Raw genomic sequence first — 14,938 nt, 5'->3', positions numbered from 1 at the left:
TCAGGCGGGGTCGCCGCCGAGCGGGCCGACGGCCTCGAGGGGCTTGGGGTCGTCGGCGCCGGTCTTGCGCAGCCGGGCGATCAGGTTGCCCAGGTGGTAGATGAGGATCGCCGCGACCGTGGCGATGACGATGCCGCCGAGCTCGAAGCCGGATGCCTCGTCCTTGATCATGAAGCCGCCGACGGCCATGATCAGCGCGACTGCTGCTGTGTACTGGTTCACCGGACGCGAGAAGTCGACGCGGTTGTCGACCCAGATCTTGATGCCGATGACGCCGATCAGGCCGTACAGGGCTGTCGTCACACCGCCGAGCACGCCGGCGGGCACCGAGTTGATGACCTCGCCGAACTTGGGCGACAGGCTGAGCAGGATCGCGGCCGCACCGGCGACCCAGTACGCGGCGGTGGAGTAGACGCGCGTGGAAGCCATCACGCCGATGTTCTCGCCGTAGGTCGTGGTGCCCGAGCCGCCGAAGAAGCCGGCCAGGGTGGTCGAGACGCCGTCGGCGATCAGCGCCTTGCCGGTCTGCTCGTTCACGGTCGCATCGCCCGTCATGGTCGCGACGCCGCGGACGTGTCCGACGTTCTCCGCGATCAGCACGAGGACCACGGGGAGGAACATCGCGAGGGCCGTCAGCGTGCCCGGCTCGGTGAAGTTCGGGAGATGGAAGGTGGGCAGGCCGATCCAGTCGGCCTTCTCGACCGCCTCGAAGTTCAGTTCGCCGCGGAAGGCCGCGAAGATGTAGCCCGCGATCACGCCGAGGAAGATCGAGATGCGACCGAGGAAGCCGCGGAACACGACCGCGAAGAGGATGGTGATCGCGAGGGTGAAGGTCGCGGTCACGGGGGCTGCGGCGTAGTTGTTGTGCGCGGCCCCTGCGAGGTTGAACCCGATGAGGGCGACGATCGTCCCGGCGAGGACCGGCGGAAGGAAGCGGTCGACCCACTTGACCCCGACCGTGTGCACCACGACGCCGATGATGGCCAGCAGCACACCGACCGCGACGATGCCGGCCAGGGCCGTGCCCATGTTCGCGGAGGCGGTCGCCGCGGTGACGGGGGCGATGAACGCGAACGACGAGCCCAGGTAGCTGGGCAGCTTGTTGCGGGTGACGAGCAGGAACAGGATCGTGCCGACACCGCTGAAGAGGAGGGTCGTGGCGACCGGGAATCCGGTGATGATCGGGACGAGGAAGGTCGCGCCGAACATGGCGACCACGTGCTGGAGACCGATCGCGATCGTCGCTGGCCAGTTCAGCCGCTCATCGGGACGGACGACGGCGCCGGGCTCGACCGTGCGGCCGTTTCCATGCAGCTTCCACAGGGCCATGCGGGCTCCTCAGGGTTCGGGGGATGGCAGGAGTGCTGGAGCAACACTACCGATTCCTGAGTTTTCCCTGAGCGCCGTCTCCCATGGTAGAACGCGCGGTAGAATGGTAGACATGAGCCTGAACATCAAGAACGAGACGACGCATGAGCTCGTCCGTCGCTTGGCGGCCCTCACGGGGCAGAGCCAGACGGGTGCGGTCGAGGATGCGGTTCGTCGCCGGCTCGCCGAGTTGGAGCAGAGCCGAGAGGCGGAGATCGAGCGCAAGCGGGCGGCGATCGACGCCGTGGTCGCGCGAGCCCGACTCATTCCGCGGACCGGCCGCAACACAGAAGAGATCATGGATGAGCTCTACGACGAGGCGGGGATGCCCCGGTGATCGTCGATTCGTCGGCTCTGGTCGCGATCTTGATGGAGGAGGCGGAGGCAGCGGAGTTCTCCTTCCGCCTCGCGACGGAAGATCCCATGATCTCGGCGGCGTCGCTCACCGAGTGCATGATCGTCCTCCATGGCAAGGCCGGAGAGGGGATGGTGCGTGAACTCGATGTCCTGCTCCGCTCCGCTGCCGTGGCGGTGCTTCCGGTCGACGAGGCACAGGCGCGCCTGGCGGGAAACGCCTATGCGCGTTACGGCCGCGGGTCGGGGAGCCCGGCTCGCCTGAACTACGGCGACTGTTTCTCGTATGCGCTCGCGATCACGCGCGACGAGCCGCTGCTGTTCACGGGCGACGATTTCGTGCACACCGACGTGCGACGGATGGAGTCTGCCTGACGGCTCAGGCCCCCAGGCGGTCGATCAGCTCGCGGTAGCGGTCGGCGGTGCGCTCGACCACCTCGTCGGGAAGTGCGGGCGGCTCGCCCTGCTTGTCCCAGTTCGCGGCGAGCCAGTCGCGCACGATCTGCTTGTCGAAGCTCGCCATGCGCTCGCTCGCGGTGGTGCCGGTGCGCCAGGCCTGGGCGTCCCAGTACCGAGAGGAGTCGCTCGTGAGCACCTCGTCGGCCAGTCGCAGCGTGCCGTCGGCATCCGTCCCGAACTCGAACTTGGTGTCGGCGAGGATCAGGCCCTTCTCCTCGGCGATCGCAGCTGCTCGGGCGTAGATCGCGAGTGAGGTGTCGCGAAGCTCGGCCGCGCGGTCCGCACCCACCAGCTCGACGACGCGCTCGAACGTGATGTTCTCGTCGTGCTCGCCCATCGGCGCCTTGTAGGCCGGGGTGAACAGCGGCTCGGGCAGTCGGTCGCCGTTGTGCAGGCCGGCGGGCAGCGGGATGCCGCACACCGTGCCGCTCTCCTGATACTCGGCCCAGCCGGACCCCGTGATGTAGCCGCGCACGACGCACTCGATCGGCAGCATCTCGAGCGACTGCGCGAGCATCGCACGCTCGGCGACGGCCTCGGGAAGCTCTCCTTCGGCGATGTGGTCGGGGAAGTCGGAGAGCTGAGCGAACCACCAGCGGCTCAGTCGCGTCAGCAGTGCACCCTTGTCGGTGATGCCGGGGGAGAGCACGAAGTCGAACGCGCTGACCCGGTCGGATGCCACGACGAGGATGCGCGTGTCCTCCGGGTCTTCCGAGGCGTAGAGGTCGCGGACCTTGCCCGAGTAGATGTGCCGCCAACCGGGGATGCTCTGTGCCGTGCCTTCTGAAGGGGTGCTCACCCGCCCATTATCCCGGAGTCCCGTGCGCGATCCCGCCCGATGACTGTATAGTCCATGTGGACTATTTGAGAGGGATCATGAAGAAGGACGCGGTCGACACGCTCACCCCGCTGGGGGTGATGGTGCTCGCGCTGCTGCGCGAGGGCGACATGCACCCCTATGAGATGGTGCGGCTACTCCGCGCGCGCCACGACGACCGTCTGCTCGCCATCACGAACGGCACGCTGTACCACACCGTGGCCCGCCTCCAGAAGGCAGGACTGCTGGAAGAGGTCGGCGTCGATCGGGAGGGGAACCGTCCCGAACGCACGACCTACACGCTCACGGCCGCCGGGCGGGAGGCGGTCGTCGCCTGGGTGCGCCGCGCGCTGCCTCGCATCGACCGCGACACCGACGCCCGCATCGCGCTCGCCGAAGCGCACAACCTCGAGCGCGACGAGGTCATCCCGCTCCTGCGTGAACGCCGTCACGCTCTCGCCGAATCGCACGCCCTGCACCGCGACGGCTTCTCCGCAGCCATGGCGAAGGGCGTCCCCCCGCAGGTGCTGGTCGAGATCGAACGGCAGGAAGCAGTGCTCGATGCCGAACTGCGCTGGCTCGACTCGCTGCTCTCCCGTCTCGAGTCCGACGCCCTCGCCTGGGGCCCCTCCGCTTTCTCCGACTCCGAGCGCTACCGCGCTCAACGAAAGGCAGCACGACAATGACAGACTCGGCGCGCGACGGCGGCCCCAAGGCATCCGTCCCCACGACGACCGGCACATACTCCGCCGGTCACAAGCCCGCGAGCCCGTGGCCGGCCCTGTGGGCACTGGTGATCGGCTTCTTCATGATCCTCGTCGACACCACGATCGTCTCGGTCGCGAACCCGGCCATCAAAGCCGCGCTCGACCCGAACACGAACAACCTCGACAACGTGGTGTGGGTCACGAGCGCATATCTGCTCGCGTACGCGGTGCCGCTGTTGATCACCGGGCGACTCGGCGACCGCTTCGGCCCGAAGAACATCTACCTCATCGGCCTCGCGGTGTTCACTCTCGCCTCGCTGTGGTGCGGCCTGTCGGAGTCGCTCGAGATGCTCATCGCCGCCCGTGCGGTGCAGGGGCTCGGCGCGGCGTTCATGACCCCGCAGACGATGGCCGTGATCACCCGTACCTTCCCGCCCGAGCGCCGAGGTGCGGCAATGGGCCTGTGGGGTGCGACCGCCGGTGTCGCCACCCTGGTCGGGCCCCTCGTGGGTGGTCTGCTGGTCGACGGGTTCGGCTGGGAGTGGATCTTCTTCGTGAACATCCCCGTCGGCGTCGTCGCATTCGTGCTCGCGTGGCGTCTGGTCCCGAAGCTCGCGACCCACCCGCACCGCTTCGACATCGTCGGCGTCGTGCTGAGTGCCGTCGCCCTGTTCCTGATCGTGTTCGGACTCCAGGAGGGCGAGAAGTTCGACTGGGGTGTGATCTGGGGGCCCATCTCCGTGTGGAGCCTGATCATCGCCGGACTCGTGGTGCTCGCCCTGTTCATCGTGCAGCAGGCCCGCACCCGCAGCGAGCCGCTCGTGCCGCTGGCGCTGTTCCGCGACCGCAACTTCTCCGGGGCGAATGTCGCCATCGCCGCGGTCGGCTTCACCGTGACGAGCATGTCGCTGCCGATGATGTTCTTCCTGCAGAGCGCACGCGGCCTCACACCCACCGAGGCGGCACTGCTCCTGATCCCGATGGCCGTGCTGTCCGGCGCGCTGGCTCCGGTCGCCGGAAAGATCCTGGACCGCGTCGACCCCCGTATCATCCTCATCCCCGGCCTCCTCTGCGTCGCCGGTGCGCTGGTCTGGTACGCGGCCCTGATCAACATGGAGACGGAGATCTGGATGTTCCTGCTCCCCTCGGCGCTCATGGGTATCGGTAACGCCGGCATGTGGGGACCGCTCGCCACCACGGCCACGCGCAAGCTCCCCCCGCGCCAGGCGGGCGCGGGCGCCGGCATCTACAACACCACCCGCACGATCGGTTCGGTCATCGGCTCCGCCTCCATCGCGGCCTTCATGCAGTCCCGGCTCGAGGCGAACCTTCCCGGTCTCGCCGACGCCCCGGCCGGCATCGGCGGAGGTGCGCTGCCCCCGCAGATCGCGGAGGGTTTCGCGGCCGGCATGTCGCAGTCGATCCTGCTGCCCGCGTCCGTGATCGTGGTGGCCCTGATCGCGTCGCTGTTCCTCGGCCGTTACGACACGGCGGATGCGGCCGCCTCCGAGCCCCCGCGTCCGGAGTAGCCCCGCGGGCCCGCGGCGGTTTGCGCGCGGGAGGGCGATCTGGTCTGCTGAGGTGATGACGATCGCCCTCACTCGACCGACCATCGACCTCTTCGACTCCTGGGCCGCCGCCGTGGCCGAGTTCGACGGAGGACACGTCGACGGTGCGGGCCTGGAGCAGGGGGTCGTGCCCGATCGGGCCGCGTGCGAAGCCTTCATCGCGATGGCGGAGCTGTACGCGACCCCGGGCGCCGCGCTGCCGGACGACCGCGTCCCGTGCGATCACTTCTGGATCACGGAGGGCGACCAGGTCGTCGGCTTCATCGCCTTCCGGCGCGAGCTCAACGACTACCTGCGGCGGTTCGGCGGGCACATCGGCTACTCGGTCATCCCGACGCGTCGCCGCGAGGGCATCGCCCGTGAGGCCCTGCGCCTGCTGCTCCGGCGAGCCAAGGCCGACGGCTACGACCGGGTCATGCTCACCTGCGACGACGACAACACCGGCTCGATCCGCACGATCGAAGGCGCCGGAGGCGAGCTCGACGGGGTGGTCGACGCCTCGCAGGCCGGGGCGCCCCGCGTGCGGCAGTACTGGATCGAGCTCCCGCAGAGCTGATGCGGCTCGCGCCGCGGGTCATGCCTGCGTGCTGAAGACCGACGAGAGCACGAGCCCGGCCCCGCCCAGGAGGGTGATCTGGTCGGGGTCGTCGGCGAACATGACCGTCGGGGGGCGGCCGCGCTCCGGAGCGAGACGGGTGACCCAGGTCTGGAGCGCGACGCGCATCGCCTCGCCGCCCGTGCAGGCGTCGCCGTGCATGATGTAGTGGCCGGGAGCCAGGATCTGCTCGTTGTTCGCGATGCCGATCGCCAGATTCCTCGCGTAGAGATCGAGCAGGGAGGACGCGCTCTCCGATCCGGCCTCCGCCAACGCGGCGAGGGCGCGGGAGTCGAGGCTCTCCGCCCCGCGGAGTCCGGCCGCCGCGGCCTGATCGCGGAGCCAACCGAGGGTCGCGACCGTCTCCCAGCATCCGCGTCGGCCGCATCGGCACAGGGCGCCGTCCAGCTGCACGATCGTGTGGCCGGACTCCCCGCCGGCGCCGTTCTCCCCGCGCAGCACCTCGCCCCCGTGCACGATGCCGAAGCCCAGCGCCTCCCCCGTGTAGACGGAGGCGAAGTCCTGCACCTCGCGGCCCAGTCCGAACCAGCGGTCGCCGAGCGCCTGCACGCGCGGATGGTGGTCCACGAGGGTGGTCGTGCCGAAGCGCTTCTGGAGGAGCGCGACGACGGGGAGCCCGTTGAGACCGGGGGTCAGGTGCATCGAGATGACGCTACCCGTGCTGGTGTCGACCATGCCGGCTGCGGCGACGCCGATGCCGACCAGCTGCACTCCCGCGAAGCAGGCGTCGGTCACATCGTGCAGCCGCTCGATGATCTCGTCGGCGGAGGCGTCGCGGCTGTACTCGGCGCGGTTCATCTCGTGGATCGTGCCGTCGAAGGCGATGCGCGCCGCCACCACGAAGTCGGGGGAGAGATGCACGGCTCCCAGCCACGGTCCGTCGTCGCGGAACCAGAGCGGACGGGCGGGCTTGCCACCTGCTTCGGATGGCGCGACGGGGTCGCCCTCGACGAGGGTGGACGAGTCGAGCAGCGGCTGCAGGATCGTCGCGATCGTGGCCCGGTTCACGCCCAGCGACCTCGCCAGTTGAGCGCGGCTGGACGGACCGAGGCGGTGCAGGGTCTCGAGGACCCGACGGCGGTTGGCTGCTCCGATCGCACTCGTGGTGATCAGGGGCCGACGCGCGGACTGGTCGGAGAACACCAGGTCGGGCTGAGATTTGCGGGACGGTGCCATGGCACCTGCCTTTCCGGTCACGACGGGTGGCGGCGATGCTCCGTCTGCGGATCAGTTTACAAGGAAGAATGTATGGTTTAGTGTCATACATACCTCGCGGCGCGCGGGACGATCCATGAAGAAGTGGGGTAGGCAGTGAATCTGAGCAGGTCAGCACGAGTCGGAGTCATCGGCGGAGGGATCCGGGGCGGGATGTTCGCCCGCGCGCTCCAGGAGAACCCCGATGCGGAACTCGTCGCGATCTGCGACCGCAGCCCCGCCGTGCTCGCGGCGATGGTCGACCAGCTCGGAGTGCCGGGTCACGCGAGCACCGAAGAGCTGCTGTCGGCCCACCCCGAACTCGACGCGGTGGTGATCGCGACCCCCGACTTCGCGCATCGCGAGGCTGCCGTGCTGAGCGCCCGCGCCGGACTCCACCTCATGATCGAGAAGCCGTTGGCGACCGAGATCGACGACGCGCGGGCCATCCTCGACGAGGCCGCGGCGGCGGGAGTGCGCGTCATGGTGGGCTTCGAGAACCGGTGGAACGTGCGGTACTCCGCGGTGCGCGACCGGCTCGGCGTCGACGGCGACCCCCGCATCAGCGCCCAGATCATCCACCTCAACGACACCGTGTTCGTACCGACCGAGATGCTCTCCTGGTCGGCGAAGAGCTCGCCGGCATGGTTCCTCATGCCGCACTCCCTCGACCTGGCGTGCTGGATCGGCCGCACCACGCCCGTGTCCGTGTATGCCGTCGGTGCACGCGACCGGCTCTCGGACTCCGGCATCGACACCTGGGACCGCGTCAACGCGATCTTCACCATGGCGGACGGCTCGCACGTGGCGCTGAACTCCTCGTGGGTGCTGCCCGAGTCCATGCCCTCGGTCTTCGACTTCCGCTACGAGATCCAGTCCGCCGCGCACGTCGTGCACATCGACGGTGCCGACGACGGAGTGATCGACTACGGCGCCGACCGCGGGCAGCTCGTGCAGTCGGCGGTGTACGAGCGTGCCGGACGCATCCACGGCGTGCCGATCGACATGGTCTCCGACTTCGTCCGCCTCGTGCGCGGCGAAGAGGTCGAGGTGCCGGACGCGCACGACGGGCTGCTCATCACCGCGGCGATCGCGGCCGTGCACACCGCACTCGAGTCCGGACAGGTCGTCGAGATCTCGGTCTGAACCCCCGCATCACCCCGCACCACCGCATCACCCCGCACCACCGCATGACCCCGCACCACCGCATCACCCCGCACCACCGCATGACCCTGCACCACCGCGTCACCCGATCAACGCGTCACCCCCATCGTCACGAACTTCACGAAGGAGCAAGGAAATGAATGCATCATCGTCGATGAGCCGGGGAATCTCCCGGCGTCAGGTCTTCCAGCTCGGCGGACTGGCCGTTGGCGCGATCGCCCTCGCCGGGTGCGCGCCAGGAGAGCAGCAGAGTGGTGCACCGCTCGCCGGCGGCGGCACGCCGTCCGGGCAGATCAGCATCCTCGACGACAACACCAACAGCGTCTTCAAGGATCAGGCCATCGCCGCGTTCGAGAAGAAGACCGGCATCAAGGTGGTCACCTACCAACAGGGCAACTTCAACGACCTGCACGACAAGATGGCGACGATGTTCGCCGCGCAGGACTCGTCGTTCGACGTCGTGATGACCTGGGCGGGGTGGTCGGCCGAGTTCGGGCAGGCGGGTTGGCTCGAGGAGCTCGACTCCTCGGCGATCCCCAAGGACCTCATCCAGCCGGCCCTCGACGCCGTCTCCTGGCGCGGCAAGGTCTACGGACTGCCGAAGTTCGTCAGCGCGCAGACCATGTTCTGGAACAAGGACCTGTACGGCTCGGCGGGCCTCGACCCCGAAGTCGGCCCCGCGAACTGGGACGAGTTCGTCGCCGCCGCGAAGGCCCTGACCACCGGCGACCGCTACGGCTATGCCTGCGACATGGGCAACCCCGCCGGCGCGTACCAGAACTTCCTGCGCATGCTGCTGCTGAACGGGGGCGAGTTCTACGACGCCGACTACCGGCCGACCTTCGCGGGAGAGGAAGGCGTCGAGGCGCTCACCAAGCTCGTCGAGCTGCTGCAGGTGCACAAGGTCATGGACCCGTCGTCGCTGCAGATCACCAACGCCTCCGACCTCGCCGACCTCTTCGCCCGCGGCAACACCGGCATGGTGTTCAACTGGCCTTTCCAGTACGCGGTGGCCACGGCGGACGGCGCCGCGACCGCGGCCTCGGTCGGCAACGGCCTGCTCCCCGGCATCTCCGTGCGCTCCGCATCGATAGACGGCTCCGAGGGTTTCGCGATCAGCAAGTTCTCGAAGAACAAGGAGGCGGCGCTGGCGTGGCTGCAGTTCGTCACGACCGGCGACGTGCAGACGGACATCGTCGAGAAGGAGGGCTGGTTCCCCGTGTCGCAGACCGTGCTCGCCGACCCGGCCGCGCGCGAGGCGCTGCCCATCCTCTCCACCTACGAGGAGTCCACGGACTACGTCACCAAGCGCTACGGGACGCCGTGGTCCAACGAGCTCGACCAGGCGCTCTCCGTGCAGCTCATCAACGCGATGAACGGCAAGACGTCGCCGAAGGAGGCCCTCGCCTCGGCGCAGAAGACCGCGGAGGACCTCGTGAAGAAGTACCTGAAGTAGGGGCGGGCACATGGGCGTGAACCTCGCGGAGAGGAGTCGTCGGCGCGATCTGCGCTTCGGTCTGATGCTGATCGCCCCGGCGGTGCTCATCATCGTGATGCTGCTGGGGTACCCGATGGGGTACGCCGTGTTCATGTCGCTCCACGAATGGAACGACAAGCTCGGCATGGAGCATCCGTTCATCGGTCTGCAGAACTACGGGCAGCTGATGACGGATCCGGCCGTGCACCGGGCGATGGAGCGCACGGCGTACTTCTCGGTGATCACGGTGATCGGCGGCGTCGCGCTGGCGGTCGCGATCGCGGTGCTGCTGAACCGGGAGTTCCGCGGGCGCACGCTCGCGCGCGTCCTGCTGCTGGTGCCGTGGGCCGTGCCGCCGGTCGTGAACGGCATCATGTGGAAGCTGATCTTCGACGGCAGCACCGGCATCGCCAACACGGTCCTGCGCGGTCTCGGACTCATCGACGAGAACGTGCAGTGGCTCAGCGATCCCGCCCTGGCGATGAACATCCTGGTGTTCGCCGAGATGTGGAAGCTGCTGCCGTTCCTGTGCCTGCTGATGCTGGCGGCGCTGCAGGGCATCCCGTCGAACCTCTATCGCGCGGCGGCGATCGACGGGGCCGGTCCCTGGCGGGCGTTCTGGCGCATCACTCTGCCGAACATGCGCGGCGCGCTGATGTTCGCGCTCATCGTGCAGTCGATGTGGTCGCTCAAGGTGTTCGACACCATCTATGTGCTCACCGGAGGATCCGGGGGGCCGGCCGAGGGGACGACGACCATCAACTTCCTCGCGTATCTGGTCAACTTCAGCAATCTCGACCGCGGCTACGGTTCCGCGATGGCCGTGGGGATCATGATCCTCGTGCTCGTGGTCGCCGTGTTCTGGATCCTGCTGTTCGGCGGTTTCCGCAGGAAGAGGAGGAAATCGCATGCCTGACCTGACCACCACCGCGCTGGTGACGGCGCAGCGCCCCCGCGCCAGGAGGGTGTCCCGACGCGGGCGCAGACGGCTCACGGCCGTCGTGTGCGGCATCCTGCTGATCGGGGTGATGGCGTTCTTCCTCGCCCCGTTCCTGTGGATGTTCGTCTTCAGCGTCTATCCGTCGAGTGCGCTGCAGGGACGCACCCCGGATCTGTCGCCGTCGAACCTGACGGTGCAGTCGTACATCCAGCTGTTGTCAGACGGCACGTTCCTCATCCCCATGGCGAACTCGGCGATCGTGGGGCTGTCCACCACGATCATCTGCATGACCGTCGGCGCGGCCTGTGCCTACGCGATCGCGCGCTTCCGGTTCCGCGGGCGCCAGCCGCTGCTGCTCAGCATGATGACGGTGCAGGCGATCCCGGTGATCGTGCTGGCCGTTCCGCTGTTCATCCTGCTGCGCTCGGTGGGCCTGTACGACCAGATCCTCGGCTTGATCGCGACATACACGGCGTTCATCCTGCCGCTCGTGATCTGGATGCTCGTCGGATTCTTCGAGGACATCCCGCCGAGTCTGGAGCGCGCGGCGCGGATCGACGGGTGCAATCGGCTGCAGATCATGTACCGGATCGCCTTCCCGTTGGCGGCACCCGGCATGGCGGCGACCGCGATCCTGGCGTTCATCACCAGTTGGAGCGACTTCTTCCTCGCGAAGGTCCTGACGTCGAACAACGCGGTGACGCTGCCGGTGAAGACGGCGGCATTCCAAGGGCTGTTCGCGATGGACTACACGTCCGCCGCGACGGCAGGCGTGATCACGGCCATCCCGGTCCTGATCCTGACGCTCGTGGCACAGAAGTGGATCATCCGCGGCATGACCGAGGGTGCGGTGAAAGGCTGATCATGGCTCAGATCGAATTGGTGGATGTCGAGAAGACCTACGGACGTCCGAAGCGGGGACACGAGGCGCGCAAAGCCGTCTCCGACCTCAGCTACGTGATCGAGGACGGGCACTTCGTCTCGCTGCTCGGCCCTTCGGGGTGCGGCAAGACGACCACGCTCAACATGATCGCGGGGCTCGAGGACATCTCCGGCGGCGAGATCCTCATCGACGGGCGCCGGGTCGACGACCTCGACCCCGACAAGCGCGACCTCGCCTTCGTCTTCCAGGACTACGCGTTGTATCCGCACATGAGCGTGTACGAGAACATCGCGTTCGGCCTGCGCATGCGCAAGGTGCCCAAGGACGAGATCGATCGGCGGGTCGTGGATGCGGCGCGCAGGCTCGACATCGACCACGTGCTCGACGTCAAGCCCAAGAGCCTCTCCGGAGGGCAGCGTCAGCGTGTGGCACTCGCCAGGGCCATCGCCCGGCGTCCGGCGGTGTTCCTGTTCGATGAGCCGCTGTCGAACCTTGACGCACTGCTGCGTGATCAGACGCGCAGCGAGTTGAAGGTGCTGCACCGCGAGCTCAACGCGACGAGCGTGTACGTCACGCACGACCAGGAGGAGGCGATGACGCTCTCCGACCGGATCGCCGTGATGAGCAGGGGGCGCCTCGAGCAGTACGGCAGCCCCTACGAGGTCTACCACGAGCCCGCGACCGAGTTCGTCGCCTCGTTCGTCGGCAAGCCGCGCATGAACCTGTTCACGGTGCAGAGGCAGGAGGAAGGACGCTACGTCCTCCCCGGCACCTCGTTCGCGCTCGACATCGGCGCCGTCGGGCAGGACGAGGTCCGCGCGGGCCTCCGCCCGGAGGAGTGCGACGTGCGTGCGCCTCTGCCCGGTGAGGCTCCGCACGGACACGTCGTCGCCGTGGAGCCCCTGGGCAACGTGTCGGACGTGCACGTCGCGGTCGGCGATCTCGAGTTCCTGGTGCGTGTGCCGGGCTTCGGATCGTACGACGTCGGCGATGCCGTGATGATCGACCACCGCGGCGCACGGCTGCACTGCTTCGATCGGACGACGGGGGTGCGGCTTCCCGTCGGCTGAGCCCCGCGGCGGCCGCACCGGAATTCTGGTGGTCCGCCCGGGCAGGGTTAGGGTGGATTCCCGGCGGTCGTCCGGTCGCTGCTGTCGACTCGAGGAGCACACGTCGTGATCCGAAATCCATCCGCCGCGCCCGGCCGCCTGCGTGGGGCCGCACGCACCGTGGGCGCCGCCGCCCTCGTCGCGTTCGTCGCCGTCGGGGCGCTCCTCGCCGGAGCCGCCCCCGCCACCGCCGCGAACGACGGCGAGAAGTACGTCATCGGCACCGACACGACGTTCGCGCCGTTCGAGTTCACGAACGCCGACGGCGAGCTGGTCGGCATCGACATGGACCTGCTCCGCGCGATCGCGAAGGACCAGGGGTTCGAGGTCGAGATCCGCCAGCTCGGCTTCGACGCCGCCGTGCAGGCCCTGCAGTCCAATCAGGTCGACGCGGTCATGGCCGGCATGTCGATCACCGAGGCGCGGCAGGAGACCTTCGACTTCAGCGATCCGTACTTCACGAGCGGCATCCAGCTCGGCGTGCTCGAGGCCAGCGACATCCAGTCGCTCGACGACCTCGACGGCGAGACCGTCGCGGTCAAGACGGGCACGCAGGGGCAGACCTTCGCGGACGAGAACAAGGACGAGTTCGGCTTCAGGGTCACGCCGTATCAGGACACCACCGACATGGTCGATGCCGTCAAGGCGGGCCAGGCGGTCGGCTACTTCGAGGACTTCCCGGTGCTGGCGTACGGCATCCAGCAGGGGTCCGGATTCCGTCTCGTCGGCGAACCGGAGCTGGGCGGCGAATACGGGTTCGCGGTCAACAAGGGGCAGAACTCCGAGCTCCTGGAGATGTTCAACGCCGGACTCGCCAACCTCCAGGACTCCGGCGAGTATGACGAGATCGTCGACACGTACCTCGCGTCGGGCGACGACGCGCAGCAGGCGCAGCCCAGCGACATCATCTCGGTCGCCGTCGAGTACTGGCCGGCCCTCATGCAGGGTCTCTGGCTCACGATCCTCGCCACGATCGTCGCCGTGGTCGCGGCTTTCATCCTCGGCATCGTCTTCGGCTTCGGGCGCATCTCCAAGTTCGCACCGTTCCGCTGGATCGCGACAGCCTACGTCTACGTCTTCCGTGGGACGCCGATCCTGATCCAGGCGTTCTTCGTGTTCTTCGCGATCCCGCAGCTGATCCCGGACCTCAAGTTCGATCCCTTCGTCGCCGGCGCGATCACGCTGTCGCTGAACACCGGTGCGTACATGACCGAGATCATCCGCGGCGGCATCCAGGCCGTCGACCCCGGTCAGGCCGAGGCATCGCGCTCGCTGGGACTCTCGCGCTGGAAGACCATGCAGAAGGTCGTGCTGCCGCAGGCGTTCCGCATCATGATCCCGTCGTTCGTGAACCAGGGGATCATCACCCTCAAGGACACCTCGCTCATCAGCGTCATCGGCCTCGCCGAGCTCACCTTCGTGTCCCGTCAGATCATCGCGTCGACGTACCTGTCGGCCCAGGTGCTGACGATCGTCGCCATCATCTACTTCGTCGTGATCACGCTGCTGACGCTGCTCGCGAACCGCCTGGAGAGGACGTTCAACGCATGAGCAAGATCGAGGTCAAGGATCTGCACAAGTCCTTCGGGGACAACCAGGTGCTCAAGGGCATCGACCTCGCGGTGGAGGATGGCGAGGTCGTCGCGGTGATCGGCCCGTCCGGTTCGGGCAAGTCGACTCTGCTGCGATGCCTCAACAAGCTCGAGGAGCCCACGTCCGGGCACGTGATCATCGACGGCGTCGACCTCACTGACAGGAGCGTCAAGCTCGACGAGGTGCGCCAGCGCATCGGCATGGTGTTCCAGCACTTCAACCTGTTCCCGCACATGACCGTGCTGGAGAACATCACGCTGGCGCCGGTCGAGTGCGGGAAGCTCTCGAAGGCCGAGGCGCGCGAGCGGGCGCTGTCGCTCCTCGAGCGGGTCGGGCTGTCCGAGAAGGCCGATGCCAAGCCTGCCTCCCTCTCCGGAGGACAGAAGCAGCGCGTCGCGATCGCCCGTGCCCTGGCGATGGACCCCGAGATCATGCTCTTCGACGAGGCCACGAGCGCCCTCGACCCCGAGATGGTCGGCGAGGTGCTGCAGGTCATCCGCGATCTCGCCGATGGCGGTATGACCATGGTCCTGGTGACGCACGAGATGGGCTTCGCCCGTGAGGTGTCCGACCGCACGGTCTTCATGGACGGCGGCGTCGTCGTCGAAGAGGCCGCGCCCGCCGAGCTCTTCGGATCCCCCAAGAACGAACGTCTGCAGGACTTCCTCTCCAAGGTGCTGTAACGCGGC

15 protein-coding genes are annotated in these 14,938 nt (G+C 67.9%); 12 read left to right on the top strand and 3 right to left on the bottom strand.

Annotated elements, in window-relative coordinates:
• Positions 1-1,329 (bottom strand): solute carrier family 23 protein, encoded by a 1,329-nt coding sequence (locus AB0E56_RS00570; RefSeq protein WP_359796169.1) that lies wholly within the window; start codon positions 1,327-1,329, stop codon positions 1-3.
• A 112-nt stretch (positions 1,330-1,441) separates the two neighbouring features.
• On the opposite strand from AB0E56_RS00570, the gene AB0E56_RS00565 reads away from it, so the two are divergent.
• Positions 1,442-1,705, top strand: a complete 264-nt coding sequence (locus AB0E56_RS00565) for a type II toxin-antitoxin system VapB family antitoxin (protein ID WP_359796168.1) — start codon at positions 1,442-1,444, stop codon at positions 1,703-1,705.
• The gene (locus AB0E56_RS00560) at positions 1,702-2,097 is read left to right on the top strand and encodes a type II toxin-antitoxin system VapC family toxin (RefSeq protein ID WP_359796167.1); all 396 of its coding nucleotides are present in this window, start codon (positions 1,702-1,704) and stop codon (positions 2,095-2,097) included. Before AB0E56_RS00565 ends, AB0E56_RS00560 begins: the two co-directional genes overlap by 4 nt.
• A 4-nt stretch (positions 2,098-2,101) precedes the next feature.
• Here AB0E56_RS00560 and AB0E56_RS00555 read toward each other — a convergent pair whose 3' ends face one another.
• Positions 2,102-2,980 carry a phosphoribosylaminoimidazolesuccinocarboxamide synthase gene (locus tag AB0E56_RS00555; RefSeq protein WP_359796166.1) on the bottom strand — a complete coding sequence of 293 codons (879 nt, stop codon included), beginning with the start codon at positions 2,978-2,980 and terminating at the stop codon, positions 2,102-2,104.
• Between the two features lie 77 nt (positions 2,981-3,057).
• Between AB0E56_RS00555 and AB0E56_RS00550 the strand changes: the two genes are divergently transcribed.
• The 3 genes from AB0E56_RS00550 to AB0E56_RS00540 are packed head-to-tail and all read left to right on the top strand — an operon-like array spanning position 3,058 to position 5,829.
• A complete protein-coding gene (locus tag AB0E56_RS00550) occupies positions 3,058-3,684 on the top strand; it encodes a PadR family transcriptional regulator (RefSeq protein WP_359796165.1) in 627 nt (208 codons plus the stop codon).
• Positions 3,681-5,234: a DHA2 family efflux MFS transporter permease subunit gene (locus AB0E56_RS00545; RefSeq protein WP_359796164.1), complete on the top strand. Its 1,554-nt coding sequence runs from the start codon at positions 3,681-3,683 to the stop codon at positions 5,232-5,234. Before AB0E56_RS00550 ends, AB0E56_RS00545 begins: the two co-directional genes overlap by 4 nt.
• Before the next feature lie 55 nt (positions 5,235-5,289).
• On the top strand, positions 5,290-5,829 hold the full coding sequence (locus AB0E56_RS00540; protein WP_359796163.1) for a GNAT family N-acetyltransferase: 540 nt from the start codon (positions 5,290-5,292) through the stop codon (positions 5,827-5,829).
• A gap of 18 nt (positions 5,830-5,847) precedes the next feature.
• Here the strand turns inward: AB0E56_RS00540 and AB0E56_RS00535 are convergent, their stop codons facing one another.
• Positions 5,848-7,065: an ROK family protein gene (locus tag AB0E56_RS00535; protein WP_359796162.1), complete on the bottom strand. Its 1,218-nt coding sequence runs from the start codon at positions 7,063-7,065 to the stop codon at positions 5,848-5,850.
• Positions 7,066-7,200: 135 nt separating this feature from the next.
• Here AB0E56_RS00535 and AB0E56_RS00530 point away from each other — a divergent pair, with 135 nt between their 5' ends.
• The 7 genes from AB0E56_RS00530 to AB0E56_RS00500 all read left to right on the top strand — a co-directional run bounded on the left by AB0E56_RS00530 (position 7,201) and on the right by AB0E56_RS00500 (position 14,932).
• A complete protein-coding gene (locus tag AB0E56_RS00530) occupies positions 7,201-8,229 on the top strand; it encodes a Gfo/Idh/MocA family oxidoreductase (RefSeq protein WP_359796161.1) in 1,029 nt (342 codons plus the stop codon).
• A 154-nt stretch (positions 8,230-8,383) separates the two neighbouring features.
• Positions 8,384-9,703 carry an extracellular solute-binding protein gene (locus AB0E56_RS00525; protein ID WP_359796160.1) on the top strand — a complete coding sequence of 440 codons (1,320 nt, stop codon included), beginning with the start codon at positions 8,384-8,386 and terminating at the stop codon, positions 9,701-9,703.
• Positions 9,704-9,713: 10 nt separating this feature from the next.
• Positions 9,714-10,640 (top strand): sugar ABC transporter permease, encoded by a 927-nt coding sequence (locus AB0E56_RS00520; protein WP_359796159.1) that lies wholly within the window; start codon positions 9,714-9,716, stop codon positions 10,638-10,640.
• Positions 10,633-11,526 carry a carbohydrate ABC transporter permease gene (locus AB0E56_RS00515; protein ID WP_183151740.1) on the top strand — a complete coding sequence of 298 codons (894 nt, stop codon included), beginning with the start codon at positions 10,633-10,635 and terminating at the stop codon, positions 11,524-11,526. Before AB0E56_RS00520 ends, AB0E56_RS00515 begins: the two co-directional genes overlap by 8 nt.
• A 2-nt stretch (positions 11,527-11,528) precedes the next feature.
• Positions 11,529-12,617 carry an ATP-binding cassette domain-containing protein gene (locus AB0E56_RS00510; protein WP_359796158.1) on the top strand — a complete coding sequence of 363 codons (1,089 nt, stop codon included), beginning with the start codon at positions 11,529-11,531 and terminating at the stop codon, positions 12,615-12,617.
• 105 nt (positions 12,618-12,722) lie between these two features.
• Positions 12,723-14,207: an amino acid ABC transporter substrate-binding protein/permease gene (locus tag AB0E56_RS00505; RefSeq protein ID WP_359796157.1), complete on the top strand. Its 1,485-nt coding sequence runs from the start codon at positions 12,723-12,725 to the stop codon at positions 14,205-14,207.
• Positions 14,204-14,932: an amino acid ABC transporter ATP-binding protein gene (locus AB0E56_RS00500; protein ID WP_359796156.1), complete on the top strand. Its 729-nt coding sequence runs from the start codon at positions 14,204-14,206 to the stop codon at positions 14,930-14,932. Before AB0E56_RS00505 ends, AB0E56_RS00500 begins: the two co-directional genes overlap by 4 nt.
• The last annotated feature ends 6 nt before the right edge of the window (positions 14,933-14,938 follow it).

It is taken from the genome of Microbacterium sp. NPDC028030, from assembly GCF_040637855.1.
GTDB lineage: Bacteria > Actinomycetota > Actinomycetes > Actinomycetales > Microbacteriaceae > Microbacterium.
This window is presented reverse-complemented; position numbering and strand designations above follow the sequence as displayed.

What these genes read in the sequence shown, in the direction of transcription:
- AB0E56_RS00565 (WP_359796168.1), top strand. Translation starts at nt 1,442, where the DNA reads ATGAGCCTGAACATCAAGAACGAGACGACGCATGAGCTCGTCCGTCGC.
- AB0E56_RS00540 (WP_359796163.1), top strand. Translation starts at nt 5,290, where the DNA reads ATGACGATCGCCCTCACTCGACCGACCATCGACCTCTTCGACTCCTGG.
- AB0E56_RS00500 (WP_359796156.1), top strand. Translation starts at nt 14,204, where the DNA reads ATGAGCAAGATCGAGGTCAAGGATCTGCACAAGTCCTTCGGGGACAAC.
- AB0E56_RS00525 (WP_359796160.1), top strand. Translation starts at nt 8,384, where the DNA reads ATGAATGCATCATCGTCGATGAGCCGGGGAATCTCCCGGCGTCAGGTC.
- AB0E56_RS00515 (WP_183151740.1), top strand. Translation starts at nt 10,633, where the DNA reads ATGCCTGACCTGACCACCACCGCGCTGGTGACGGCGCAGCGCCCCCGC.
- AB0E56_RS00570 (WP_359796169.1), bottom strand. Translation starts at nt 1,329, where the DNA reads ATGGCCCTGTGGAAGCTGCATGGAAACGGCCGCACGGTCGAGCCCGGC.
- AB0E56_RS00520 (WP_359796159.1), top strand. Translation starts at nt 9,714, where the DNA reads ATGGGCGTGAACCTCGCGGAGAGGAGTCGTCGGCGCGATCTGCGCTTC.
- AB0E56_RS00550 (WP_359796165.1), top strand. Translation starts at nt 3,058, where the DNA reads ATGAAGAAGGACGCGGTCGACACGCTCACCCCGCTGGGGGTGATGGTG.
- AB0E56_RS00510 (WP_359796158.1), top strand. Translation starts at nt 11,529, where the DNA reads ATGGCTCAGATCGAATTGGTGGATGTCGAGAAGACCTACGGACGTCCG.
- AB0E56_RS00545 (WP_359796164.1), top strand. Translation starts at nt 3,681, where the DNA reads ATGACAGACTCGGCGCGCGACGGCGGCCCCAAGGCATCCGTCCCCACG.
- AB0E56_RS00535 (WP_359796162.1), bottom strand. Translation starts at nt 7,065, where the DNA reads ATGGCACCGTCCCGCAAATCTCAGCCCGACCTGGTGTTCTCCGACCAG.